Source organism: Microbacterium sp. HMH0099 (assembly GCF_049384025.1).
In the GTDB taxonomy this organism is placed as follows: Bacteria; Actinomycetota; Actinomycetes; order Actinomycetales; family Microbacteriaceae; genus Microbacterium.
Map to the genome: position 1 here is coordinate 383,472 of NZ_JBMRJR010000004.1, position 25,917 is coordinate 409,388.

A 25,917-nucleotide genomic window follows, 5' to 3' on the forward strand; every position below is an offset into this window, starting at 1 on the left:
CCGCAGATGTACGCAGAAGCAGCCCCACGGCGTACATTCGCGCCACCTCACGGCCGGCGGCAGCGACCACGCGGCAGGGCTGGATGGGGGCACGGGTGCGCGCGGACAGGACGACGCCCCTCCCGCGCGCCAAGAACGGGAGGGGCGTCGAGTCGACGGCGTCAGTGTTGACGCAGGCGGTACCGCAGCGATGCCAGCTCCGCACGGAGCGCGGCGGGCAGGTGCGAGCCGAAGCTGTCGTAGAACTCCTCGGTCAGGTCGGCCTCGCGCAGCCACGACGCGGCGTCGACGGAGAACAGCTCGTCGAGGTCCGCGGCGGGGAGGTCCAGACCGTCGAGGTTGAGGTCCTCGATCTCGGGCAGACGTCCGATGGGGCTGTCGACCGCGCCGACCTGACCGTCGACGCGGCGGATGATCCAGTCGATGACGCGGGCGTTGTCGCCGAAGCCCGGCCACAGGAAGCGTCCGTCGTCGCCCTTGCGGAACCAGTTGACCTGGAAGATCCGCGGTGCCCGGTCGAAGCGGAGCTTCTGACCGACGGACAGCCAGTGGCCGAAGTAGTCGCCCATGTTGTAGCCGCAGAACGGGAGCATCGCGAAGGGGTCGCGGCGAAGCTCGCCGACGGTGCCCTCCTGCGCAGCGGTCTTCTCGCTCGAGATCGTCGAGCCGAGGAAGACGCCGTGCGCCCAGTCAGTGGCCTCGAGCACGAGCGGGACGTTCGTCGCCCGGCGTCCGCCGAAGAGGATGGCATCCAACGGAACGCCCTCGGGCGCCTCCCAGTCCTCGGCGATCTGCGGGCACTGGGCCGCGCCGACCGTGAAGCGCGAGTTGGGGTGCGCGGCCGGACGACCGGACGCGGGGGTCCAGGGGTTGCCCTCCCAGTCGATGAGGTGCGGCGGCGCCTCGTCGGTCAGGCCCTCCCACCACACGTCGCCGTCGGGGCGCAGCGCGACGTTGGTGAAGATCGTGTTGCCCCACAGCGTCTCGACCGCGGTGACGTTCGTCGACTCCCCGGTGCCGGGCGCGACGCCGAAGAAGCCGGCCTCGGGGTTGATCGCCCACAGGCGGCCGTCCTCGCCGGGACGGATCCAGGTGATGTCGTCGCCGAGGGTCTCGACGCGCCAGCCGGGGATGGTCGGGCGGAGCATCGCGAGGTTGGTCTTGCCGCAGGCCGACGGGAACGCCGCGGCCACGTGGTACGCCTTGCCGGCCGGGTCGATGACGCGGATGAGCAGCATGTGCTCGGCGAGCCAGCCCTCGTCGCGCCCGATGACCGAGGCGATGCGCAGCGCGAAGCACTTCTTCGCGAGGATCGCGTTGCCGCCGTATCCCGAGCCGAACGACCACACCTCGAGGGTGTCGGGGAAGTGGACGATGTACTTCTCGTCGTTGCAGGGCCAGGCGGCATCCACCTGTCCGGGGGCGAGCGGCGCACCGACCGAGTGCACGGTCTTGACCCACGGGGCCCCCGCGGCGATCTGCTCGACGACGGCGGTACCGACGCGCGTCATGACGCCGATGGATGCCACGGCGTAGGCACTGTCGGTCAGCTGCACGCCGATGTGGCTGAGCGGGCCGCCGACGGCGCCCATCGAGAAGGGGACGACGTACATGGTGCGACCGCGCATGGACCCCTCGAAGACGCCGTCGAGCGTCTGACGGATCTCCGCCGGGGCGATCCAGTTGTTGGTGGGACCGGCGTCCTCCTCGCGCTCGGAGGCGATGAAGGTGCGCGACTCGAGGCGGGCGACGTCGCCGGGGTGGGAGCGGGCGAGGTACGAGCCGGGACGCCACTCGGGGTTGAGCTTGATGAGCTTGCCCTCGTCCACCATCTCGCGCAGCAGCGCCTCGTTCTCGGCGGCCGAGCCGTCGATCCAGTGGACACGGTCCGGCTGGGTGAGGGCGGCGACCTGGTCGACCCAGGCGACGAGGGCGGCCAGTCCCGGTCCCTCGGCGGTCGGGCGGGCGCCGAGAGCGGCGGTGCCCGGGGCGGCGGCCGGTCGCGCCTGCGGACGGGCGGGGCGGGTGAAGATGTCGGCAAGAGCCATGTCGTTCTCCTCGGTCGTTGGGGAGGCAAATCGAAGGTCTTCCTCCACTGTGCGCCGCTGCAAGAGAAATTTCGACGCGATTCGGCGCTAAGAATCGAGGAAATTTAGATATGGTCAAGGAATGGCGACGTCGCTCGAACTGACCACGCTGGGGCACCGCATCCGGCACCACCGTCTCGCGCAGGGATACACCCTCGACGAGCTCGGCGCCCTCGTCGGCGTCGCCGGCAGCCAGCTGAGCCTCATCGAGAACGGCAAACGCGAGCCCAAGCTCTCCCTCCTGCAGGAGATCGCCCGCGTCACCGGCACCGAGGTGACCGAGCTGCTCTCGGCCGAGCCGCCGAACCGGCGGGCGGCTCTGGAGATCGAGCTGGACCGGGCGCAGGCGAGCCCCGTGTTCCGCCAGCTGGGCATCGCCCCCGTCAAAGTGAGCAAGGGCATGAGCGACGAGACGATCGAGGCCGTGCTCGGACTGCACCGCGAGCTGCAGCGCCGCGAGCGCGAGACGATCGCGAGCCCGGAGGAGGCCCGCCGCGCCAACACGGAGCTGCGCCTGCGGATGCGCGCCATCGACAACCACCTCCCCGACATCGAGCGCCTCGCCGAGAAGCAGCTCAAGGCCGCCGGGCACGGCACGGGAGCCCTCACCCACCGGACCGTGAGCATCATGGCGGAACAGCTCGGGTTCGAGCTCATCTACGTCAATGACCTCCCCCATTCCGCCCGGTCGGTGACCGACCTGGAGAACGGGCGGATCTACCTTCCGCCGGCATCCATCCCCGGCGGGCACGGCCTGCGCTCCATGGCGCTGCAGGCCATGGCGCACCGCCTGCTCGGGCACAAGGCGCCCACCGACTACGCCGACTTCCTGCAGCAGCGCCTCGAAATCAACTACTTCGCCGGCTGCTGCCTCGTCCCGGAGACGGGGGCGGTCGCGTTCCTCGCGCAGGCGAAGAAGGATCGCAACCTGGCCGTCGAGGACTTCCGCGACGCCTTCGGCGTCACTCACGAGGCCGCGGCGATGCGCATGACGAACCTCATGACCCGCCATCTCGGCATCAAGCTGCACTTCCTCCGCGTGGACGCCGACGGGGCGATCTCGCGCGTGTACGAGAACGACGACCTGCCCCTCCCCTCGGACGTGACCGGGTCGGTCGAGGGGCAGATCATCTGCAAGAGGTTCTCCGCCCGTTCCGCCTTCTCGGAGCACAACCGGACCACCGAGCACTACCAGTACACCGACACCCCTGCGGGCACGTTCTGGTGCTCGACGCAGACCGGGACGACCTCCGACGGCGACTTCTCCATCACCGTCGGCGTGCCCTTCGACGACGCCCGGTGGTTCCGCGGACGCGAGACACCCAAGCGCGGGGTCTCGCGCTGCCCCGACGAGTCGTGCTGCCGCCGTCCCGACGCCGAGGCGGCCGAGCGCTGGCAGGGCAAGGCCTGGCCGAGTGCGCGCGTGCACCGGCACATGTTCTCGCCGCTCCCCCGCGGCATGTTCCCCGGAGTCGACGACGCGGAGGTCTTCGCCTTCCTCGACCGCCACGCCGACGGCTGAGCCGGAACGACGGATGCCACGGCCCCGCGCCCCGTGGAGCGTGCGAGCCGTGGCATCCGGTGTCGTCAGGCGTACGGGTTCGCCGTGAGCGTGTACTTCGTCTGCAGGTACTCGTGGATGCCCTCGTCGCCGCCCTCGCGGCCGAGGCCGGACTGCTTCCAGCCGCCGAAGGGCGCCGCGGCGTTGGACACCACGCCGACGTTGAGGCCCATCATCCCCGTCTCGAGCTTGTCGATCATGCGCTGACCGCGCGCGAGCGACTCGGTGAACACGTAGGACACGAGGCCGTACTCGGTGTCGTTCGCGATGCGCACGGCGTCGTCCTCGTCGTCGAACGGGACGATCGCCAGGACCGGTCCGAAGATCTCCTCGCGCAGGATGTCGCTCCCCGGCTGCACGTCGGCCACGACGGTGGGCTCGAAGAACGTCCCGGGCCCGTCGACCGGCGAGCCGCCGGTGGTGACCGTCGCGCCGCGCTCGACGGCGTCGCCCAGGAGGGTCTTGGCCTTGTCGACGGCGCGGTCGTCGATGAGCGGGCCGATCTGCACGCCGTCCTCGGTGCCGCGGCCGATCTTCAGCCCCTGCACGCGCTCGGTGACGCGGCGGGTGAACTCCTCGACGACGGAGCGCTGCACGATGAAGCGGTTCGCCGCCGTGCAGGCCTGGCCGATGTTGCGGAACTTCGCCAGCATCGCGCCCTCGACCGCCTTGTCGAGGTCCGCGTCGTCGAACACGACGAAGGGCGCGTTGCCGCCGAGCTCCATCGAGGTGCGGAGCACTCCGGGCGCCGCCTGCTGCAGGAGCTTCACGCCGACCGGGGTCGAGCCGGTGAACGACAGCTTGCGCAGGCGCGGGTCGGAGATGATGCGCTCCGACACGGGTCCGGTGTCGGTCGTCGTGATGACGTTGACGACGCCGGCGGGCAGACCCGCGTCCTCGAGGATCTTCGCGAAGAACAGGGTCGTGAGCGGGGTGAGCGTGGCCGGCTTGATGACGACCGTGCAGCCGGCGGCGAGCGCCGGCGCGATCTTGCGCGTGGCCATCGCGAGCGGGAAGTTCCACGGGGTGATGAGGTAGCACGGACCGACCGGGTGCTGGGTGACGATCATGCGCCCGGTGCCCTCGGGGTTGGCGCCGTAGCGCCCCTGGGCGTGGGCGGTGACCTCGCTGAACCAGCGCAGGAACTCCCCGCCGTACGCGACCTCGCCGCGCGCCTCGGCGAGCGGCTTGCCCATCTCGAGCGTCATGAGGAGTGCGACGTCCTCCTTGCGCTCCTGCAGCAGGTCGAACGCACGGCGCAGGATCTCGGCACGCTCACGCGCCGGGGTCGCCGCCCAGGACGGGAACGCCGCCGCTGCGGCATCCATCGCCGCCTCGCCGTCGGCGACCGACGCGTCGGCGATCTCGCGGATCACGTCGCCCGTGGCCGGGTCGTTCACCGCGACGGTCCGCCCGCCCTCGGCCGGACGCCACTCCCCGTCGATGAGCAGGGTGTTCGGAATGGATGCCAGCAGCTCGCTCTCGCGCGACGCAGTCATAGGTCCTCCTGGATCGGGGCGGGGTGTCCCGCCAATTCTCGTCCGGCCACCGGGCGGCGCCGATATACGTGGTGTACAAACGAGAGTCGCCGCTCGCCCCTGCGTCCACCAGCCGGCGCCGTGCGGGCCGCGGGCGAGGGCCGGACGCCCAGGCCGCGGGGTCCTCGCGCAGGGCGTCGACCATCTTCCGCAGGAGCCCGAGCGCCTGCTCGCGCTGCCCGTCGTCGAGCCCTGAGAGCATGTGCAGCTCGACCGCGCGGACGGCGGCGGTCGCGCCCCGCAGCCGTTCACGACCGCGGTCGGTGAGCCGGGCGGGCAGCGCGCGGCCGACCGTCGCCGCGGCGGGCCGTTCGACCTCGCCCTGCTCCTCGAGCGAGAGCAGCAGGACGTTCATGCTCTGGCGGGTGACGAAGGCGCCGCGGGCCAGTTCGGAATTCGACAGTCCCGGACGCTGCCCGAGCAACTCGAGGTACGGCATCCACGACTCCCTCGTCGCGGAGGGCCACCGCATCGTCACGGCGCCGTTCGACGGACCGTTCGGCCGCACCTTCACCTTCGCCGACCCGGACGGCTACCACCTGACGCTGCACGACCGCGCCTGAGGGCGGGCGCAGAGGCCCCGGTGCCCGAGGGCGGGCGGCGTACGCGGGACGCGAGAACCCGCGCACGCCGCCCTATACTCGGACGGTCAGGCGCCCGACGGTGTGCGTCGCTGCTCGAAAAAAGGGCACGTAGCGCGGCACGCGCGAGACACATACGGCATCCCTCCGTTCGTCTCGAAAGGCCCGTCCCGTCATGCCCACCGTCTCCGCGCACGTCGCGCACACCCTCGCCCGCCACATCGACACCGTCTTCGGGGTCATGGGCAACGGCAACGCCTACTTCCTCGACGCCCTGGGACGCGAGACCTCCGCCGGGTTCGTCGCCGTCCGCCACGAGGCCGCGGGAGTGGTCGCCGCCGACGCCCACTTCCGTGCGTGCGGTCGTCCCGCTGCGGCGACGGCCACCTACGGCGCCGGCTTCACCAACACCCTCACCGCTCTCGCCGAGGCCGTGCAGGCGCGCACGCCGCTCGTGCTGATCGTGGGCGACGAGCCGACCTCGGGATCCCGCCCCTGGGGCGTCGACCAGATCGCCCTGGCCGCAGCCGTCGGCGCCCGCACCTATACGGTGGGCCATCGCGACGCCGCCGCGACCGTCGTCATCGCGATCGAGCACGCCCTGACCTACCGCCTCCCGGTAGTGCTCGGCATCCCGTACGACGTGGCGACGCGCGAGGCGGGCCCGATCCCGGATGCCTCCGCCCCCGGCGTGCAGCCGGAGGTGACGCCCGAGCGGCCTCCTCTCGGCCCTCACGCCGACGCCGTCCTCGACCGGATCGCGGACGCGCTCGCCACGGCGGAGCGGCCGCTGCTCCTCGGTGGTCGCGGTGCCTGGCTCGCCGACGCCGGTGCCGCCCTCGACGATCTCGCCGCCGCGACCGGTGCCCTGACCGCCACGAGCGCCCTCGGCCGCGGGCTCTTCTCGGACCCGGACCGCGATCTCGGCGTCGCCGGCGGTTTCGGCGCGCCCGGGGCCATGGAGATCGTCCGCCGCGCGGATGTCGCCGTGGTGTTCGGCGCGGGTCTCAACCAATTCACGATGCGCTTCGGAGAGCTGTTCGCCCCCGGAACGCAGGTGTTCCAGGTGGATCTGGCGCCGACCGCGACGCACCCGAACGTCGGCGGCTACGTGCAGGGCGACGCCTCCGATGTCGCCGCGGAGATCACGCGGCGGGTGCGCTCGCGCGGGGCGACGCCGTCGACCTGGGGCCGCGGGCTCGACATCGCCGCCGCCCGCCGCCAGCCCGTCGGGCACGCGGTGGGTCCCGACGGCCGCCTCGACCCGCGCACCGCGGCCGCCCGTATCGGCGAGCTGCTCCCGGCGGACCGCGTCATCGTCTCCGACGGCGGACACTTCCTCGGCTGGTCGAACATGTACTGGCCGGTGGCCTCACCCGATCGGATGATCATGGTCGGCACGGCGTACCAGTCGATCGGGCTCGGCTTCCCCAGCGTGCCGGGGGCCGCCGTGGCGCGCCCCGACGCGACGATCGTGCTCACCACCGGAGACGGCGGCGGCCTGATGGCCCTGTCCGACCTCGAGACGGCGATCCGCGTCGCGGGCGGTCGCGGGATCGCCGTCGTCTGGAACGACGCGCAGTACGGCGCCGAGGTCCTCAACTACGGCGTGAAGGGCCTGCATCCCGACCCGATGCTCATCCCGCAGGTCGACTTCGCCGCGGTCGCCCGGGGTCTCGGCGCTGAGGGCGTGGTGGTCGAGACCGTGGCGGACCTGGAGGCCCTGGCATCCTGGTCCACCCGTCCGACGGATGACCGACCGTTCCTCCTGCTCGACCTGCGGGTCAGCGCCGCCGTGGTCGCGCCCTACTGGGAGGAGATCGCCGCCCGCTGAGGCGGGCTGGGGAGGAGATGTCGCGACGGGAGGACCCGGGACACCGGATGCCACCTCCCCTCGCCGCATCCCCTCCCGCGGCCGCGAGGGTCAGTCCTCGTCGTCGTCCTCGCTGTCGTTGACGATCTCGATGTCCTCGACCTCGAGCTCGGGCGTCAGCTGCACGTGCACGAGCGCGTCCGGGAACTGCTTCTCGGCGACGAAGACGACGATGATCGCGTCGACGAAGACGCCGACCCCCACCGGCTCGAGGTCCACGCGCGGGTCGGCGACCTTGGCGATCTCCTCGTCCTCGAGGGCGTCCTCGATCTCGGTCGCGACCTCCTCGAGGAGCGCGCGCCAGCTCTGCTCGTCGGTCGACAGCACGCGCGAGACCGCGGCGACGAGCGCGTCGAGGTCGGGCTCGTCCGTCTCGTCGATCTCCGGGTCGACGTCGATCTCGACCTCGGCGTCGGCACCCGTCAGGTAGGCCTCGCCGCGGACGACGTCATCCTCGATGACGGGGTCGTCGACCAGTCCGCTCTCGGTGACGCGGGTCAGGAGGTCGTTCAGCACGCTGTCGCTCATAACAGCCCACGATGTCACGCTTCGGGTCCGGCCGCCGACGACGCGCCCCACCGTTCATCCGTCGTTCGCGCACTCCTGGCATCCCGCGCCGTGGTCGCCGTCCCCTGGCTGTGACTTGTCGCAGATGTACGCCGCGCCCCGCGCATCCCGTACATCTGCGACAAGTCAGCGCACGGGCGGCATCGCCGCACCCCTGGCGTTGACTTGTCGCAAATGTACGCCGCAGCCCGCGCATCCCGTACATCTGCGACAAGTCAGCGCCCGAAGCGCGGGGAGGGTGCGCGCCCGCAGCGCGGGGAGGGCGCGCGCCCTCCGGCGCGTCAGACGGTCGCGCGCTCCGCGGCCTCGACGACGTTCGTCATCAGCAGGGCCACCGTCATCGGTCCGACACCACCGGGGTTCGGGGAGAGGAAGCCGGCGACCTCGGCCACGTCCGGGTGCACGTCGCCGTAGACGCGGTTCTTGCCGGTCTCGGGGTCGACCTCGCGCGTCACGCCCACGTCGAGCACCGCAGCGCCGGGCTTGACGTCCTCCGCGCGCACGATGTGCTTCACGCCGGCCGCGGCGACGACGACGTCCGCCTGGCGCAGGTGCGACCCGAGGTCCGTGGTGCCCGTGTGGGTCAGCGTCACGGTCGCGTTGATCTCGCGGCGCGTGAGGAGGAGGCCGATCGACCGGCCGATGGTGACGCCGCGACCCACGACCACGACGTTCTTGCCGGCGAGGTCGTAGCCGTTGCGCAGCAGGAGCTCGATGACCCCGCGCGGGGTGCAGGGCAGCGGCGTGGTGATGGGCGCGTTGACGTTGAGCACCAGGCGTCCGAGGTTGGTGGGGTGCAGGCCGTCGGCATCCTTCGCCGGGTCGATGCGCTCGAGCACGCGGTCCGTGTCGATGTGCTTCGGCAGCGGGAGCTGCACGATGTAGCCGTGGCACGTCGGGTCGGCGTTGAGCCGGTCGATGACGGCCTCGACCTCCTCCTGCGTGGACTCGGCGGGAAGCTCGACCTGGATCGAGTTCATGCCGATGGCCTCGGACTCGCGGTGCTTCATTCCGACGTAGAGCTGCGACGCCGGGTCCGCACCGACGAGCACGGTCGCGATGCCGGGGACGACTCCGCGATCGCGCAGCACCGCCACCCGCTCGGCCAGCTCCGTCTTGATCGCCGCCGCGGCGGCCTTGCCGTCCAGTCTCGTCGCCGTCATGGCATCCCTCGTTCTGTGTCTGTGTCTGTGTGTCGGGCTCGGCTCCGACCCCCGGCGCGCGGCCGACCCGCCGCGGTCACGCCCGGCTCCGGGCGGTGAGGGATGCCGGGACGGGACACCGCACGGGCGCCCGCCCCGGCGGGGCTCACTGCTGCAGGTCGGGGTACAGCGGGAAGGCGTCGGTGAGCGTCACGACGCGCGCCCGCAGCGCCTCGACGTCGGCGCCGGGGATCAGCGCGAGCGCGATGATGTCGGCCACCTCGGTGAACTCGGCGTCGCCAAAGCCGCGGGTCGCCAGCGCCGGGGTGCCGATGCGGAGACCCGAGGTGACCATCGGCGGACGCGGGTCGTTCGGGACCGCGTTGCGGTTGACGGTGATGTGGATCTCGTGGAGCAGGTCCTCGGCCTGCTTGCCGTCGATCTCCGCCTCGCGCAGGTCGACGAGCACGAGGTGCACGTCGGTGCCGCCCGAGCGCACGGCGATGCCGGCGTTCTTGACGTCGTCCTGGGTGAGGCGGTCGGCGAGGATCGCCGCGCCGCGCAGGGTGCGCTCCTGGCGCTCTTTGAATTCCGGCGTCATCGCGAGCTTGAACGCGGTGGCCTTCGCCGCGATCACGTGCATGAGCGGGCCGCCCTGCTGACCGGGGAAGACCGCCGTGTTGATCTTCTTGGCCAGGTCGGCGTCGTTGGTGAGGATGAGGCCCGAGCGCGGGCCGCCGATCGTCTTGTGCACCGTGGTGGAGACGACGTGCGCGTGCGGGATGGGCGAGGGGTGCACGCCCGCGGCGACGAGACCGGCGAAGTGCGCCATGTCGACCCAGAGCAGCGCGCCCACCTCGTCCGCGATGGCACGGAAGGCGGCGAAGTCGAGCTGACGCGGGTAGGCCGACCAGCCGGCGATGATGACCTTCGGCTTGTGCTCGACGGCGAGGCGGCGGACCTCGTCCATGTCGATGACGCTGGTCTCGGGGTCGACGCCGTAGGCGACGATGTCGTACAGACGGCCCGAGAAGTTGATCTTCATGCCGTGGGTCAGGTGACCGCCCTGGTCGAGGGCGAGGCCGAGCAGCGTGTCGCCGGGGCGGGCGATGGCGTGCAGGACGGCGGCGTTCGCCGACGCGCCCGAGTGCGGCTGGACGTTGGCGAACTCGGCGCCGAACAGGGCCTTGGCCCGCTCGATCGCGAGCGACTCCGCGACGTCGACCTCTTCGCACCCGCCGTAGTAGCGACGGCCGGGGTAGCCCTCGGCGTACTTGTTCGTGAGCACCGAACCCTGCGACTGCAGGACCGACACCGGCACGAAGTTCTCGGAGGCGATCATCTCGAGGAAGCCGCGCTGGCGGTCGAGCTCGCGCTCGAGCACCTGGGCGATCTCGGGGTCGACCTCCGACAGGGGGGCGTTGAAGTACGGATCGGTCATGCGATCTCCTTGACGATGGTTCCGGATGCCACGGACTCGGCGAGTCCGCGGAGATACCGCATCGACCCAGGCGTGCGGTCGAATACCGTCAAGCGGTCGCTCCCCGGTGGTGTCCCACCTCAACGCCAGTCGCGACGCTGCCACCTTACCGGAGGGTCCCCCACCCGTGGCATCCCTTCCCTTTCTCCTCCGCCGCACCCCGTGGCATCCCTTCCCCTTCTCCTCCCGTCACGTGCCCTCCCTCCCCGATGACTGGCCGCGAATGCACACCACACGCGCCGCGCGGTGTACATCTGCGGCAAGTCAGCGCCCACCACCACCGCCGCCACCACCTCTCGCCATCCACACGCGTGCGGAGTGCTTCGAGGGCGGACGATCCCGGATGCCACGGGCGAGAGGCCGCGTAAAATGGCGGGGTGACCGATACCCCGAACGTCCGCGCGCAGGCGCCTCTCGCTCCCGGCATGCGCCCGCGCCCGACCGTGGTCGAGATCGGCAGCGTGCTGTGCGGGATCGCCGCGTTCGTGACGCTCGCCATCTGGGGCTTCACCGCCTGGCCGCTGCCGTGGAACATCGTCGCCGGCATCGGTGCCCCGGTCCTCGCCATCCTCGTCTGGGCCCTGTTCGTCTCGCCCCGCGCGGTGCTCGCCGTCCACCCGTTCATCCGCGCGATCGTCGAGCTCTTCGTGTACGCGGCCGCGACCATCGCCTGGTGGAGCATGGGCCAGGCCGTCATCGGCCTCGTCTTCGCCATCGTCGCCGTCACCTTCGGCGCCCTGAACGGACGCCGGCGCCTGGCGTGACGGAGCCGTCCGACGTCGTCGCGCTGCTGCGCGCCGATCTCGGTGATCGCGTCGACACCTCCGCCGCCGCGCTCGCGGCCGTCCGGGCGGACAAGTCGGGGCACGCGGCCGACGGGACGCCGCTCGCCGTCGTCCACGCCGCCACCGTCGCGGACGTGCAGGCGGTCCTGCGGATCGCCTCCGCGACCGGCACTCCCGTCGTCCCCCGCGGCGCGGGCACCGGCCTGGCCGGCGGCGCCAACACCGGCGGCGGCGAGATCGCGCTCTCGCTGCGCGCGATGGACCGCATCATCGAGGTGCGCCCCGACGACCTGCTGGCCGTCGTGGAGCCCGGCATCCTGAACGCCGACCTCAACACCGCGCTCGAACCGTATGGCGTGTGGTGGGCGCCCGACCCGGCCAGCCGCGCGATCTCGACCGTGGGCGGCAACATCGCCACCGGCGCGGGCGGCCTGCTCTGCGCCAAGTACGGGGTCGTGCGCGACGCGGTGCTCGGCGTCGACCTCGTCCTCGCCGACGGACGCCTGCTGCACCTCGGGCACCGCAGCGTCAAAGGCGTCACCGGACTGGACCTGACCTCGCTCGTCATCGGCAGCGAGGGGACTCTCGGCGTCGTCGTCGGCGCGACCCTCAAGCTGCGCCGCCTCGTCGCCGGGGAGCGCGTCACCCTGACGGCGATGTTCCCGGGCGTCCGCGCCGCCGCTGTGGCCTCGTCCGCCGTCACGGCATCCGGAGTCCAGCCCGCGATCATGGAGCTGATGGATGCCACCAGCCTCGCGGCCGTGCACCGCCTGCTGTCTCTGCCGGCCCCGGCCGCGGGCGCCGCGCAGCTCACGATCCAGACCGACGGACCGGCCGCCGTCGACGAGGCGCGGGCCATCGCCGGGGTGCTCGAGGCCGCCGGCGGGGTCGTCCGGGTCGCCGCGGACGACGCCGAGGCCGAGACGCTGCTCGCGGTGCGCCGCGCGATGCACCCCGCGATGGAGACGCTCGGCACCACCCTCATCGAGGACGTGTCGGTGCCGCGCAGCGCGCTCCCCGACATGTTCGACGCGATCGCGCGGATCGAGCGGGAGTACGGCCTCGTCATCCCCGCGGTGGCCCACGCCGGCGACGGCAACCTCCACCCGAACTTCGTCTTCGAGGGTCCGGAGGTTCCGGCGGTCGTCTGGGAGGCGGCCGATGCGCTCTTCCGGGCCGCGCTGGAGCTCGGCGGAACCCTGACCGGCGAGCACGGCATCGGCGTCCTCAAGCGCCGGTGGCTGGTCGACGAGCTGGGCGACGACCAATGGCGGCTGCAGCGCGACATCGTCCGCGTGTTCGACCCCCGCGGCATCCTGAATCCCGGCAAGGTCTTCGCGCCGTGACCGATCCGGGGGCGCCCGTGGGCGCGGGGGGCGGGAGGGATGCCACGGGCCCCTCGCTCGAGGTCCAGGTGAGCGCCGCGATCGAGGTGGATGCCGCGGCTCGCGCGCCCGAGGTGCACGTGAGCGCGGCGGTCGTCCTGGATGCCGCGGGCCGGGCGCTCGTCGTGCGCAAGCGCGGCACGTCGGTGTTCATGCAGCCCGGCGGTAAGCCGGAGGCCGACGAGGACGCGGCGACGGCATGCGTACGGGAGGTCCGCGAGGAGATCGGCCTCGAGGTCGCCGTCGACGCCCTACGCCCCCTCGGCGTCTTCCGCGCCGCCGCCGCGAACGAGCCGGGGTGGATCGTCGTCGCCCACGCCTTCGCGCTGTCGGCGGAGGCGACCGACGTCGAGGCCCGCGCGGAGATCACGGAGACCCGGTGGATCACGCGCGACGATCTGACGGTCCTGCCGCTCGCCCCGCTGTCGCGCGACCTGCTGCTCCCCGCCGCGTTCGACCGGCACGGCTGAGCCCCGCCGCTCGACCGGCACGGCTGAGCCGTCTGCGCGAAGACCTCGGATGGAAGGCCCGCGCGCGACGGGGACGGCCGCGGGGCGCGACGAGCGTGATGAGACCGTGATGAACCTCCCCGTCCGTGACGACGACCCCCTGCGTAACATGAGAAGACTGACAATCGGGGGGCTCATCTCATGACGGACGGCGCGAACGGCACCGACGCGAACACCGCTGCTCACGGCACCGCTGCCACCTACGCGTGGGCACCCGCGGAACCGAAGAAGCGCAAGAACCGCTCGGGACTCTGGATCGGACTGCCCGCGGGAGCGACCGCCGTGGCCCTGATCGCCGCGTCCCTCGTGCTCATCGCGCCCGGCGCCTCCGTCGCCGGCGTGCAGATCGGCGGTCTCACCGCCGGCGCCGCCGCGCAGGCCATCTCGACCCGCCTCGACCAGACGGCCGTCACCGTCCAGAGCCCCGACGGCGAGATCACCGTCACCGGCGCCGAGCTGGGCGCCACGGTCGACGCCGCCGCCCTCGCCGACCAGGCGTTCTCCGAGAACCCGATGTGGAACCCCTCCTCGTGGTTCCCCGAGGGCGCGGACATCGCCGTCGACGTCGACCCCTCCGTCGCAGCCTCCGTCCTGCACGACAAGCTCCCCGGCAGCTACCAGGCGCCGGTCGACGCGAGCGTCGCGTACGACGAGGGCTCGCAGGCCTTCGTCACGACGGCCGCTCAGCCCGGCGTCGGCATCGACGCCGCTGCGGTGACCTCCGCGCTGCAGGCCGCCTTCGACGAGGGCTCCGCCGCGACCACCATCGAGGCGCAGGTCGTCCCCATCGCCGCCCCCGTCTCGACGGAGGCCGCGGACGCGGCGGTCGCGAAGCTCAACGGCATCCTGGACACCGCCGGCTTCTACGTCGGCGAGGAGCGCACCGCTCCCGTCGACCGGGCCACCGCCGCCTCGTGGCTCTCCGTCGCCCCCGACGGCGACGGCGGCTTCGCCATCTCCGCGGACGCCGCGAAGATCCAGCCCGCGGTCGACGCCCTCGCCGGTGAGATCAACCGCGACGCGGTGAACGCGTCCGTGATCGTCGACAGCGCGGGCGAGACCATCCACGAGCAGGTCGCGGGACAGACCGGCCGCACCCTCGGCGACACCGCCGACATCGCCGCCGCCTACGCCACGCAGCTGACCGACGGCAACGGCGCGTACGCGCTGCCCGTGACGGAGACGCCGTTCGAGACCACCACGACCGAGCGCCGCATCGAGGTCAACCTCACCACGCAGAAGACGATCCTCTGGCAGAACGGCGAGGTGTACCGCACGTACACGATCTCGTCCGGCGCCGGCGACCACGCCACCCACACGGGGAACTTCCGCATCGGCTGGAAGACCCAGATGCAGGACATGGGCTGCGTCCCCGGCTACGACTGGTGCACGCGCGACGTCCCCTGGGTCGCCTACTTCAACGGCGACGAGGGCTTCCACGGCACCTACTGGCACAACAACTTCGGCACGCCGATGAGCCACGGCTGCATCAACATGACCATCCCGCAGGCCAAGGAGCTCTACGAGTGGGCCTACCGCGGCACTGAGGTCTCCGTGCACTACTGAGCCGCGACCTCAGGAAGGGGGTGGATGCCATGGCATCCATCCCCTTCGTCGTTCCTGCCCCGTGACCCCGTCTCCCCAGCGCCGACCCAGCGCGTCTCCTCAGCGCTGACTTGGCGCGAATGTCCGCGGCGCGGCCCCTCCCGCGTACATCTGCGCCAAGTCACGGCAGAGAGCGCAGCCGCCGCACGACCACGGGTCAGGGTCCACACACGGCGCTGACGTGGCGCGAATGTCCGCGGCGCGGCCCCTCCCGCGTACATCTGCGCCATGTCACGGCAGAGAGCGCAGCCGCCGCACGACCACGGGTCAGGGTCCACACACGGCGCTGACGTGGCGCGAATGTACGCGGCGCGGCCCCTCCCGCGTACATCTGCGCCATGTCACGGCAGAGAGCGGGGCTGCGCGCACGGGGGCAGAGACGGGAAGAGGGGTGGATGCCGATGGCATCCACCCCTCTCGGGATCCCGCGGGGGTCAGCGCAGGGCTTCGACCACGGAGTTCAGCGTCGCGGACGGGCGCATGACCTTCTCGACCAGCGCCGTGTCGGGACGGTAGTAGCCGCCGATCTCGGCCGCGTGCCCCTGGACCGCATTGAGCTCCTCGACGATCGTCTGCTCCTCGGCGGCGAGCTTCTCGGCGACGGGGCCGAAGACCTCCGCGAGCTCGGCGTCGGCGGACTGACCCGCCAGCTCCTGCGCCCAGTACAGGGCGAGGTAGAAGTGGCTGCCGCGGTTGTCGATCGTCCCGAGAGCGCGCCCCGGCGACTTGTCGTTCTCGAGGAACGTCCCGGTGGCGGCATCCAGGGTCTGCGCGAGGACGCGCGCCTTGTCGTTGCCGGTCGTGTCAGCGAGGTGCTCGAGGGAGGCCGCCAGCGCGAAGAACTCGCCGAGCGAGTCCCAGCGCAGGTAGTCCTCCTCGAGGAGCTGCTGCACGTGCTTGGGGGCCGAGCCGCCCGCGCCGGTCTCGAACAGGCCACCGCCCGCGAGGAGCGGGACGATCGAGAGCATCTTGGCGCTCGTGCCGACCTCGAGGATCGGGAACAGGTCCGTCAGGTAGTCGCGGAGGACGTTGCCGGTCACCGAGATGGTGTCCTCGCCGCGGCGGATGCGCTCGAGCGAGTACCGGGTCGCGTCGGCCGGCGCCAGGATCTCGATCGTGAGGCCGTCGGTGTCGTGGTCGCCGAGGTACTCGTTCACCTTCGCGATGAGGTTCGCGTCGTGCGCACGGCTCTCGTCGAGCCAGAACACGGCGGGCACCCCGGTCGCGCGGGCGCGGGTGACGGCGAGCTTGACCCAGTCGCGGACCGCGACGTCCTTGGTCTGCGTCGCGCGCCAGATGTCGCCGGTGCTGACCTCGTGCTCGAGCAGCACGTCGCCGTTCGAGGCGACGACCCGCACCCGGCCGGGGGTCGCGATCTCGAAGGTCTTGTCGTGGCTGCCGTACTCCTCGGCCGCCTGGGCCATGAGGCCGACGTTCGGAACCGAGCCGATGGTGGCGGGGTCGAGCGGGCCGTTCGCGATGACGTCCTCGATGGTCGCCTGGTAGACGCCGGCGTACGACGAGTCCGGGATGACGGCCAGCGTGTCGGCCTCTCCCCCGTCGGCGCCCCACAGCTTGCCGCCGTTGCGGATGAGCGCGGGCATGGACGCGTCGACGATGACGTCCGAGGGGACGTGCAGGTTGGTGATGCCCTTGTCGCTGTTGACGTACGAGAGGCGGGGGCCGTTCTCGATGGCCGAGCGGATCTCGGCGGCGATCTCGTCGCCGCCCTCGACGTTCGACAGACCCGCGAGGATCGAGCCGAGACCGTCGTTCGGGGTGAGGCCCGCGGCGGCCAGGGCCTCGCCGTGGCGGTCGAAGACGTCCGCGAAGTACGCCTTCACGACGTGGCCGAAGATGATCGGGTCGCTGACCTTCATCATCGTGGCCTTGAGGTGCACCGAGTAGAGCACGTCGTCGGCCTTGGCCTGCTCCAGGGTGTCGGCCAGGAACGCGTCGAGCGCGGCGGCCGAGAGGAAGGTGGCATCCACGATCTCGCCGGCGAGGACCTTCAGGCCCTCCTTCAGCGTGGTCGTCGTGCCGTCCGCGGCGACGAGCTCGATCGAGAGGACGTCGTCGTCCGCGATGACGGTGGACTTCTCGTTCGAGCGGAAGTCGTCGTGGCCCAGCGTCGCGACGCGGGTCTGCGAGCCCTCGGCGAACGCCTTGTTGCGGTGCGGGTGCTTCTTCGCGTAGTTCTTCACCGCGAGCGGGGCGCGGCGGTCGCTGTTGCCCTCGCGCAGGACGGGGTTCACGGCCGAGCCCTTGATGCGGTCGTAGCGCGCGCGGACGTCCTTCTCCTCGACGCTCGACGCCTCGTCCGGGTAGTCCGGGATGTCGTAGCCCTGCGACTGCAGCTCGGCGATCGCCGCCTTGAGCTGGGGGATGGATGCCGAGATGTTCGGCAGCTTGATGATGTTCGCCTCCGGCAGCGTGGCCAGGCCGCCGAGCTCGGCGAGCGCGTCGCCCACCTGCTGCTCGGGCGTCAGGCGCTGAGGGAAGGCCGCGAGGATGCGGCCGGCGAGCGAGATGTCGCGGGTCTCGACGTCGACGCCCGCCTGCTTCGTGACGGCCTGCACGATGGGCAGGAACGACGCGGTCGCGAGGGCCGGCGCTTCGTCGGTGTACGTGTAGATGATGGTGGAATCGGGCACGTCAGATCTCTCCGTAGAGGCGGCCAGGGGTTCGCGCCCAGCCTATCGCACGGGGGGAAAGTCTCTCGACGTCAAGATATCTTCCCCGGACCGCTGTTCCGCGGGCGGGAACGGGTGCGCACCCGGCGGCATCCCGGCACTTGGGGACGGGAGCGGCGGGCCGTTACCCTGGGCGCATGGCTGACTTCCGTCTCGTCGAACTGTCCGCCGCCACGATCGTGGCCGTCAACACGCTCTCGCTGAAGCCCGGGCAGGAGCAGTTCCTGGCGCCCGTCAGCTACGGCATCGCCGCGACGGTGATGAACCCGCAGACCTCCTGGCAGCGGGTGGTGCTCGACGGCGAGGAGGTCGTCGGCTTCATCAGCGCCAACTTCGACCCGGACGCCCCGGAGGAGCACTTCCGCTCCGTGCTGTGGCGGATCAACGTGGATGCCGACGAGCAGGGCCGCGGCGTCGGAAGCTTCGCCCTGTCGGCTCTGCTGGACGAGGCGCGCGGCCGCGGCATGGACCACGTCGACGTGATCTACGAGCCCGGGGTCGGCGGTCCCGAGCTGTTCTTCCAGCGCGTGGGATTCTCGCCCGTCGGCGAGACGGAGTACGGCGAGGTCATCGCCCGCATCAGCGTCTGACTCTCCCGCGCGCCGCGGCGGCTCGCCGTTCTCGCAGAATCTGCCTCATCTCGCAGCTATCGCATCGAAATCTGCGAGATTCGTGCCCTTCTGCGAGAACTGAAAAGGCGCTCAGGATGCCACGGCTCCTTCACACCACTGACCGCCCTCACCCTGTCCACAGATAGGTCGATGGGACCGGACGCCGGTTGCGCCGTTGGCGCACACTGTCGCCGTGGATCTACGTGCATGGGTGTTAGCTCGCGGTGGGATCGTCGCACGCGCCGCCGCGAGGGAGGCCGGTTTCGACGTCCGGGCCGTGCGCGCCGCCGCGCGCGAGGGACGGATCGAGATCGTGCGTCGACGATGGGTGGTGGCAGGCGAACCCGACGCCGCCCGACTCGCGGCGGCACGATCCGGCGCTCTCCTGGCGTGCGTCTCGGCGGCGCGGGCGCGCGGGTGGTGGATACCCGCGACGGCGGATGATCGCCTGCACCTGTGGCTCGCACCCGGCTCCGCCTCCGACGGTCTTCCCCGGCCGTTCGCGGGCAGGGTTCATTGGACGAAGGCCATCGCGCCCGCACCGCGCCACAGCCTGATCGAGTCCGTGGAGGACACCCTGGCACACGTCGCCGGATGCCTCACGCCGGAGGAGGCCGTGATCGTGTGGGAGTCGGCCACCCGGAGGGAACGCCTCGATCCTGCGGCTCTCCGTCGGGTCCGATGGACGTCGGCATCGGCACGGGCTTGCGCCGATGAGATCGGAGGGCTCTCGGACTCCGGCTTGGAGACGATCATCGTGGTTCGGCTACGTCCCCACGGTCTGCCTGTCCGGCAGCAAGTCGTCATCGCGGGACGTCCGGTCGACATCCTGATCGGGAGACGCCTCGTCATCCAGACCGACGGCTGGGAGTTCCACTCGTCGTCGGCCCAACGGTCCGCCGACATCGCGCACGACGCCGAGCTGCGCCTGCGCGGATACACCGTCCTCCGCTTCTCTTACGCCCAGGTCGTCCACGGATGGCCGGAGGTCGAGCGCACGATCCTGCGCGCGGTCGCCGCTGGTCTGCACCTCTGACTCATGGCATCCCTCCACCGGATCTCGCAGAATTGCACCGATCTCGCAGAATCGAGGCGGGTAGCTGCGAGAAACGGCGGATTCTGCGAGGAACGAGCCTCCGGAGGATGCCGCGGGGCGGCATCCCTCCTAGACGAGCGACTGCCGCCAGGCGCTGTGCAGCTGCGCGAACTTGCCCGTGCCGGCGATGAGGGCGTCGGGGGTGTCGTCCTCGATGATGCGGCCGTGCTCCATGACCAGCACGCGATCGGCGATCGCCACCGTCGAGAGGCGGTGCGCGATGATGATCGCCGTACGGTCGGCGAGGAGCGTCTGCAGCGCGTCCTGGATGAGACGCTCGCTCGGGATGTCGAGCGACGCGGTCGCCTCGTCGAGGATGAGCACCGCGGGGTCGGCCAGGAACGCGCGCGCGAACGAGATCAGCTGGCGCTGCCCCGCCGACACGCGACCGCCGCGCTTGTTCACGTCGGTGTCGTACCCGTCCGGGAGGCGTTCGATGAAGCCGTCCGCCCCCACGGCCCTGGCGGCCGCGCGGATCTCGTCCATCGTGGCGTCCGGCTTGCCGAGCGCGATGTTGTCGGCCACGGTCCCGCTGAACAGGTACGCCTCCTGCGTGACCATGACGATGGCCCGCCGCAGGTCCTTCGGGTGCAGGCGACGGAGGTCGACGTCGTCGAGCGTGACGACGCCCGCGGTCGGGTCGTAGAAGCGCGACACCAGCTTCGCGAGCGTCGACTTGCCGGCGCCGGTCGTGCCGACGAGCGCGATCGTCTGGCCGGCGGGGATGTCGAGGGAGAAGTCCGGGAGGATGACGCGGTCGTCCGAGTAGCCGAATGTGACGTCGTCGAACCGGACGTGTCCGCGGGCGGTCCAGAGGTCGACGGGGTCGCGCGGGTCCGGGACCGACGGCTCCTCCTCCAGGACGCCCGACACCTTCTCGAGGGCCGCGGTGGCGGACTGGTACGAGTTGAGGAACATCGCGACCTCCTGCAGCGGCGCGAAGAAGTTCCGCGTGTACAGCACAGCCGCCGCCAGCACGCCGATCTCCAGCGCACCGCCGAGCACGCGCCCGCCGCCCCACAGCACCACGAGGGCGACCGAGAACGCGGCCACGACCATGATGCCGGGTTCGAACGTGCCGAACAGGCGGATGGAGCGCATGCTCACGTCGCGGTATTGGCGGGCGAGCTGACCGAACTCCTCGTCGTTGCGCGGCTCCTTGCGGAACGCCTTCACCGCCCGGATGCCGGTCATGGACTCGACGAACTTGACGATGACCTGCGCGCTGACGACGCGGGATTCGCGGTAGACGACCTGCGACCGGATGTAGAACCAGCGCATGAGGAGGAACAGCGGGATGCCCATCAGCGCGAGGATGACGCCCGACTGCCAGTCCAGCAGGAGCAGCGCGGCGAGGGTGAACAGGCCGTACAGCACGCCGGACACGAGCTCGTTCAACCCGCCGTCGAGCAGCTCCTTGATGGTGTCGAGGTCGCTCGTCTGACGGGAGATGATCCGGCCGGAGGTGTACGACTCGTGGAACTCCAGGCTGAGCCGCTGCGTGTGCAGGAAGATGCGCTTGCGGAGGGCCAGCAGCACCGCCTGCGTCAGCCGCGCGGCGACCACCACGTACCAGCCGATGAGGGCGGCGCCGCCGATACCCGCGACGAGGTAGACGGCCACGACGCCGACCGTCGGCATCCAGTCGTTCCGGTCCAGCACCGCGGGGAGCGCGCTGTCGATGCCGTAGGCGATCAGCGCCGGGCCGGCGACGCGCAGCGCCGTCGAGACGACGAGCACGACGGCGGCGAGCACGAGCTGCCACCGCAGCGGCGAGACGAGCGAGCCGAGCAGCCGCAGCGACCGGCGTCGGATCGCCCTGCTCTCCTCGCGGGTGTAGTCGGAGCGGTCCTCACCGCTGGTCCCGGAGACGGTCGAGGTGCTCACAGGGTCGCCTCCCTCTGGCGCAGACGTGCCTCTTCGTCCTCGAGGCTCGAGATGACGTGACGGTAGTGCTCGCTGTCGCGGAGCAGCTCGGAATGCGTGCCGACGGCGGTGATGCGCCCGTCCTGCAGGAGGGCGACGCGGTCGGCGAGCGTCACCGTCGACGGACGGTGCGCGACGATCAGCGCCGTGGTGTCGCTGAGCACCTCGCGCAGCGCGTCCTCGACGAGGGCCTCCGTGTCGACGTCGAGCGCCGACAGCGGGTCGTCGAGAACGAGCACGGCGGGGCGGGCGGCCACGGCGCGCGCGAGCGCGAGACGCTGCCGCTGCCCGCCGGACAGGCTCAGCCCCTCCTCGCCGATGACGGTGTCCACGCCCTGCGGCAGGTCGTGGACGAACTGCGCCTGCGCCACCTGCAGTGCCTCGCGGAGCACCTCGTCGGCCTCCGGCGACCCGGGGACGAGGTCCTCGCGGCCGAGCAGGACGTTGTCGCGCACGGTCTGCGAGAACAGCGTCGCGTCCTCGAACGCCATGCCCACGTGCCGGCGCAGCTCGGCGAGCGACAGCTCCCGCACGTCGACGCCGTCGAGCAGCACGCGCCCGCCCGTGACGTCGTACAGACGGCCGGGCAGCGTGGTCAGCGTGGTCTTGCCCGAGCCGGTCAGGCCCACGAGCGCCATCGTCTCGCCCGGACGCAGGGTCAGCTGGGCGCCGTCGATGAGATCGGGCTCGGAGGCCGCGGCATCCTGATACCGGAAATGCACGTCGTCGAAGGTGAGCTCCCCCCGGGGGACGGCGATCGTCCGCGGGGTCTCGGGGTCGACGATCGTGTTCTGCTCGTCGAAGACCTCGAAGATGCGGTCCGTGCCGGTCCGCGCGTCGAGCGTGAACGAGAACAGGAAGCCGATCGACTCCATCGGCCAGCGCAGCACCGTCGCCATCGCGAAGAACGCGACGAGCTCGGCGACCTGGAGCTGCCCGCCCTGGATGAGGAAGATCCCCGCACCGAGGCACACGGCGAAGGCGAGGTCCGGCAGCAGCACGAGCCAGAACCAGATCCCCCCGATGGCGCGGGCCTTGCCCAGCTCGGTCTCGCGCAGCGACTCCGCCTGCCGGGTGAACTTCTTGAGCGCGTGCGAGCCGCGCCCGAAGGCCTTGAGGACCCGGATGCCGTGGACGCTCTCCTCCACCGCGGTGGCCAGGTCGCCCGCCTGGTCCTGGCTCTGGCGGGCCAGGGCGCCGTACCGCTTCTCGAAGAGGAAGCCCGCCACGATGACCGGCGCCGAGAAGACGAGGAACAGCGTGCCGAGCAGCCAGTGCCAGCGGAACAGCAGCGCCGCGCCGATGAGGATGGTGAGCAGGTTGACGATCAGCAGGATGAGACCGAACGCCATCCAGCGACGGAGCATGCTCATGTCCTGCATCATTCGCGAGAGCAGCTGTCCCGACTGCCAGCGGTCGTGGAACGCGACGGGCAGTCGCTGCAGCCGCGCGTAGAACGACTGGCGCAGGTCGTACTCGACCTTGGTCGCGGGCGCGAGGACGAACCAGCGGCGCAGCCACACCATCAGCGCCTCGGCCAGCCCGAGGGCGAGCACGACGACGGCGCCCCAGACGAGCTGCCCGGGGTCCCCGGAGGTGATGGGGCCGGCGATGACCTCCTCGAGGACGAGCGGGATGCCGAGGGCGAGCAGGCTCGCGAGGAGCGCGCTGACCGCGCCGAGTCCGAGGCGGGGCAGGACGGGCCTGGCGATGGGGAGCAGCCGCGCAAGTGAGCGCAGCGTGGACAGGGGCGGGCGGGGCGTGGCGGTGGTCATGATCCTCGTGGGGTCGGATGCGGGCGCCGGGATCGGGCGCGGACAGGAAGCCGTGACGGCGCCGGCGGAGACGCCGGACGATCAGAGGGGAGAAGCCGGAGCGCGGTGCGACTATTCCGCGGAGCGCGGAGTCGCGGGCACGGCGCCGGCGGAGAGGACGGCACGCCCGACGATCGCGTCGATCTCGTCCATGGCATCCTCCTCGATCGTGAGACGGCCGCCGCGCGGCCGAAGAGCCCTCCAGCATATCCCTGGGAATTCGCTGGGGGCAAGGGTCCGCTGCCGCACCGGACGCAGAACGGGGGTCCGCTGCCGCCCCGGACGCAGGGGGTCCGCTGCGTACGCGGACGCAGGGCGGGGCGGGGCGGCGAGCCCCGACGCCTCGACGTCCGCGGCCGAGACGGCGGACCCGGGATGCCACGGGCTCAGCGCCGCGCGCCCTCCCGGGCCAGCAGCCGCTGTTTGACCTCCGGGCCCCAGGCGAAGCCGCCGAGGGTGCCGTCGCCGCGCAGGACGCGGTGGCAGGGGACGAAGAGGGCGACCGCGTTGCGCGCGCACACCGACGCCGCGGCGCGGACGGCGGACGGGGCGCCGAGGGCGGCGGCGAACCCGGTGTACGTCAGCGGCTCCCCCGGGGCGATGCGCCGCAACGCGTCCCACCCGGCGCGCTGCAGAGGAGTGCCGTGCTGGGCGACGGCGACCGTGTCGATCGCCGCATGATCGCCGTCGTAGTAGGCGCGTACGGCGTCCGCGGCCGACGTCCGGCCCGCCGTGACGTCGGTGGGCCGATGCGCGGGCCGCAGCCGGCCGAGCACGGCGTCCGCGTCGGCGGTCCAGCCGGACACGATGACGCGGTCCGCCTCGTCGGCGAGGATCGCGAACGGGCCGTCGGGGGTGTCGACGAACTGCAGAGTCGCGGTGGTCATCGGTGGTTCTCGCTCTCTCGTGAAGGTGCGGGTCGCGCCCCCGGCGAGGCCGCGGGGGGCGCGGGGGGCGTCGTGTCGGCGGAGACGGCGGGTGCGTTCTCGCCTGCGCGCCCGCGCCGTCGCCGCGGCGAGGCGACGACGGCCGCGGCGGACTCGGCCGAGGGCGTCCGCCACGCCTGCGTCACCGGCGCGGCGTACCAGTAGTGGGCCATGGCGTAGCTGCGCCACGGCGCCAGCCGCTCCGACCAGGCGGTGAACGCCGCCGGCTCCGACGGCAGGCCCAGGGCCGCGGCACCGGCGCGGGCGGCGACGTCGCCGGGCAGCAGCACGTCGGGATCGCCCAGCACGCGCATGCGGACGTAGTCGGCGGTCCACGGACCGATGCCTCGCATCGCCAGCAGTCGCTCGCGCTGCTCGCGGCCGTCGTCGCCCGGGCCGAGCGCGAGGGAGCCGTCCGCGAGGGCGGCGGCCGCGCCCACGATGGCGCGCATGCGCGCGCCGGGCCCGCGCAGCACCTCGAGGCCCCGCTCGGCGATCGCGGCGGGGTCCGGGAAGAGGGTCATGGGCTCGGGCGCGATGTCGACCGGCTCGCCCAGCTCGGCGGTCAGCCGGCCCTGCAGGGTGCGCGCCGAGGCGACGCTGATCTGCTGGCCGATCATGGCCCGCAGGAGCATCTCTCCGGCGTCGATCGCGCCCGGCACCCGGACGCCGGGGATGGCCGCGACGGCGGGCGCCAGCTCGGGGTGCGCGGCCAGAGCCTCGTCGATCGCGACGGGGTCGGCATCGAGGTCGAACAGCCGCCGCACGCGGGAGATGAGGGTGCCGAGGTCGGCGAGCGTCGTCAGTCGGGCGCGGAGCCGCAGCCGTCCGTCGTCGGCCTGACGGACCTGGAACCAGGCCGGTCCCCCGGGCATCCGCACCACGCGGGCGAACGACCGGTCGTCCCCGACCTCCACGCCGGGGATGGCGTGCGCCCGCATCCAGCCGAACAGACCGACGGTGTCGATCGGCCCGCGCAGAGGCAGCGCCAAGTCGATCTCGCCCGGTGCGGCGTCTCCCCCGTGCCCGCTCGTGCGACGGGCGCGGAGCTCGCGGGGCGGCATCCCGAACACCTCCCCGATGGTCTCGGTGAACTGACGGACGCTCGCGAAGCCGGCCGAGAACGCCACGTCCGCAGAGGAGAGGTCCGTGCCGACGAGCAGCGCCCGCGCGGTGTGGGCGCGGTGGGCGCGGGCGAGGGCGAGCGGACCGGCCCCCAGCTCCGCGCCGAGCAGCCGGGTGAGGTGGCGCGGCGAGTAGCCCAGACGGGCGGCGAGTCCGGGGACGCCCTCGCGGTCGACGACGCCGTCGGCGATGAGCCGCATGGCGCGGGCGGCGACGTCGCCGCGGAGGTCCCACGCCGGCGACCCGGGAGCGGCCTCGGGCAGGCACCGCTTGCACGCACGGAAACCGGCCTCGTGGGCGGCGGCCGACGTCGGGTAGAAGGTGACGTTCGACTCCTTCGGCGTCCGCGCCGGACAGCTCGGGCGGCAGTAGATCCCCGTCGAGCGCACCGCCGTCACGAACTGGCCGTCGAACCGGCGGTCGCGCGACTGGATCACGCGGTACCGCTCGGCGAAGCCGGGGGCGTCGGTGGGGGGCATGGCATCCATCCTGCCCCGCCCCGGCGACATCGGCCGGCGGAAATCGGACACGACGATTCGCCGATGAACGCCGTCTGCACGCGGAAACGCCGGGTGCGGGCGTTCCTCGGTGCAGGGAGCGTTCATCGGCGGGG

General features: G+C 71.9%; 18 protein-coding genes, 2 pseudogenes and 1 riboswitch. Of the genes and pseudogenes, 9 read left to right on the plus strand and 11 right to left on the minus strand.

Translation table 11 applies throughout. From position 1 onward, the window contains the following. Nucleotides 1–161: 161 nt before the first annotated feature. Nucleotides 162–2,048 (minus strand): phosphoenolpyruvate carboxykinase (GTP), encoded by a 1,887-nt coding sequence (locus ACO03V_RS11805; RefSeq protein WP_367729448.1) that lies wholly within the window; start codon nt 2,046–2,048, stop codon nt 162–164. Nucleotides 2,049–2,169: 121 nt separating this feature from the next. On the opposite strand from ACO03V_RS11805, the gene ACO03V_RS11810 reads away from it, so the two are divergent. Continuing rightward, nucleotides 2,170–3,609 carry a helix-turn-helix domain-containing protein gene (locus tag ACO03V_RS11810; protein ID WP_367729446.1) on the plus strand — a complete coding sequence of 480 codons (1,440 nt, stop codon included), beginning with the start codon at nt 2,170–2,172 and terminating at the stop codon, nt 3,607–3,609. Between the two features lie 65 nt (nt 3,610–3,674). Here the strand turns inward: ACO03V_RS11810 and ACO03V_RS11815 are convergent, their stop codons facing one another. Further along, complete coding sequence (locus ACO03V_RS11815) at nt 3,675–5,147, minus strand: NAD-dependent succinate-semialdehyde dehydrogenase (RefSeq protein ID WP_423137712.1); 1,473 nt, start codon at nt 5,145–5,147, stop codon at nt 3,675–3,677. A 154-nt stretch (nt 5,148–5,301) separates the two neighbouring features. Continuing rightward, a pseudogene (locus ACO03V_RS11820) lies at nt 5,302–5,616 on the minus strand (MarR family winged helix-turn-helix transcriptional regulator); the annotation flags it as partial. Nucleotides 5,617–5,623: 7 nt separating this feature from the next. On the opposite strand from ACO03V_RS11820, the pseudogene ACO03V_RS11825 reads away from it, so the two are divergent. Continuing rightward, nucleotides 5,624–5,749 (plus strand): annotated as a pseudogene (locus tag ACO03V_RS11825) (VOC family protein); the annotation flags it as partial. Nucleotides 5,750–5,942: 193 nt separating this feature from the next. Beyond that, on the plus strand, nt 5,943–7,601 hold the full coding sequence (locus ACO03V_RS11830) for a thiamine pyrophosphate-binding protein (protein ID WP_423137713.1): 1,659 nt from the start codon (nt 5,943–5,945) through the stop codon (nt 7,599–7,601). Nucleotides 7,602–7,691: 90 nt separating this feature from the next. On the opposite strand, the gene ACO03V_RS11835 is transcribed toward ACO03V_RS11830, so the two are convergent. The 3 genes from ACO03V_RS11835 to glyA form a co-directional block, all read right to left on the minus strand. Continuing rightward, complete coding sequence (locus tag ACO03V_RS11835) at nt 7,692–8,168, minus strand: cytochrome C5 (protein ID WP_367729309.1); 477 nt, start codon at nt 8,166–8,168, stop codon at nt 7,692–7,694. Nucleotides 8,169–8,488: 320 nt separating this feature from the next. Beyond that, a complete protein-coding gene (locus ACO03V_RS11840; RefSeq protein WP_423137714.1) occupies nt 8,489–9,370 on the minus strand; it encodes a bifunctional methylenetetrahydrofolate dehydrogenase/methenyltetrahydrofolate cyclohydrolase in 882 nt (293 codons plus the stop codon). A gap of 145 nt (nt 9,371–9,515) precedes the next feature. After that, a complete protein-coding gene (gene glyA, locus ACO03V_RS11845; RefSeq protein WP_423137715.1) occupies nt 9,516–10,790 on the minus strand; it encodes a serine hydroxymethyltransferase in 1,275 nt (424 codons plus the stop codon). 57 nt (nt 10,791–10,847) lie between these two features. Further along, nucleotides 10,848–10,933: riboswitch (ZMP/ZTP riboswitch) on the minus strand. Nucleotides 10,934–11,206: 273 nt separating this feature from the next. Between glyA and ACO03V_RS11850 the strand changes: the two genes are divergently transcribed. The 4 genes from ACO03V_RS11850 (at nt 11,207) to ACO03V_RS11865 (ending at nt 15,074) form a co-directional block, all read left to right on the plus strand. Next, the gene (locus ACO03V_RS11850) at nt 11,207–11,593 is read left to right on the plus strand and encodes a YrdB family protein (protein ID WP_423137716.1); all 387 of its coding nucleotides are present in this window, start codon (nt 11,207–11,209) and stop codon (nt 11,591–11,593) included. Continuing rightward, nucleotides 11,590–12,960, plus strand: coding sequence for an FAD-binding oxidoreductase (locus tag ACO03V_RS11855; RefSeq protein ID WP_423137717.1), 1,371 nt, complete (start codon nt 11,590–11,592; stop codon nt 12,958–12,960). Before ACO03V_RS11850 ends, ACO03V_RS11855 begins: the two co-directional genes overlap by 4 nt. Continuing rightward, nucleotides 12,957–13,469 carry an NUDIX hydrolase gene (locus ACO03V_RS11860; protein ID WP_423137718.1) on the plus strand — a complete coding sequence of 171 codons (513 nt, stop codon included), beginning with the start codon at nt 12,957–12,959 and terminating at the stop codon, nt 13,467–13,469. The genes ACO03V_RS11855 and ACO03V_RS11860 overlap by 4 nt, the downstream gene beginning before the upstream one ends. A gap of 180 nt (nt 13,470–13,649) precedes the next feature. Beyond that, nucleotides 13,650–15,074, plus strand: coding sequence for a L,D-transpeptidase family protein (locus tag ACO03V_RS11865; protein WP_423137719.1), 1,425 nt, complete (start codon nt 13,650–13,652; stop codon nt 15,072–15,074). Between the two features lie 473 nt (nt 15,075–15,547). Here ACO03V_RS11865 and ACO03V_RS11870 read toward each other — a convergent pair whose 3' ends face one another. Next, nucleotides 15,548–17,767, minus strand: a complete 2,220-nt coding sequence (locus ACO03V_RS11870; protein ID WP_423137720.1) for an NADP-dependent isocitrate dehydrogenase — start codon at nt 17,765–17,767, stop codon at nt 15,548–15,550. A 176-nt stretch (nt 17,768–17,943) separates the two neighbouring features. On the opposite strand from ACO03V_RS11870, the gene ACO03V_RS11875 reads away from it, so the two are divergent. Together ACO03V_RS11875 and ACO03V_RS11880 are read left to right on the plus strand one after the other, a co-directional pair. Continuing rightward, complete coding sequence (locus ACO03V_RS11875; protein WP_367729287.1) at nt 17,944–18,396, plus strand: GNAT family N-acetyltransferase; 453 nt, start codon at nt 17,944–17,946, stop codon at nt 18,394–18,396. A gap of 214 nt (nt 18,397–18,610) precedes the next feature. Next, nucleotides 18,611–19,453, plus strand: coding sequence for an endonuclease domain-containing protein (locus ACO03V_RS11880; RefSeq protein ID WP_423137721.1), 843 nt, complete (start codon nt 18,611–18,613; stop codon nt 19,451–19,453). A gap of 129 nt (nt 19,454–19,582) precedes the next feature. On the opposite strand, the gene ACO03V_RS11885 is transcribed toward ACO03V_RS11880, so the two are convergent. The 4 genes from ACO03V_RS11885 to ACO03V_RS11900 all read right to left on the minus strand — a co-directional run bounded on the left by ACO03V_RS11885 (nt 19,583) and on the right by ACO03V_RS11900 (nt 25,783). Then, complete coding sequence (locus tag ACO03V_RS11885; RefSeq protein WP_423137722.1) at nt 19,583–21,400, minus strand: ABC transporter ATP-binding protein; 1,818 nt, start codon at nt 21,398–21,400, stop codon at nt 19,583–19,585. Next, on the minus strand, nt 21,397–23,214 hold the full coding sequence (locus ACO03V_RS11890) for an ABC transporter ATP-binding protein (RefSeq protein ID WP_423137723.1): 1,818 nt from the start codon (nt 23,212–23,214) through the stop codon (nt 21,397–21,399). Before ACO03V_RS11890 ends, ACO03V_RS11885 begins: the two co-directional genes overlap by 4 nt. 425 nt (nt 23,215–23,639) lie before the next feature. Further along, entirely contained in the window at nt 23,640–24,140 is a 501-nt protein-coding gene (locus ACO03V_RS11895; protein WP_423137724.1) for a methylated-DNA--[protein]-cysteine S-methyltransferase, read from the minus strand. Beyond that, entirely contained in the window at nt 24,137–25,783 is a 1,647-nt protein-coding gene (locus ACO03V_RS11900) for an AlkA N-terminal domain-containing protein (RefSeq protein WP_423137725.1), read from the minus strand. Before ACO03V_RS11900 ends, ACO03V_RS11895 begins: the two co-directional genes overlap by 4 nt. Nucleotides 25,784–25,917: the final 134 nt, after the last annotated feature.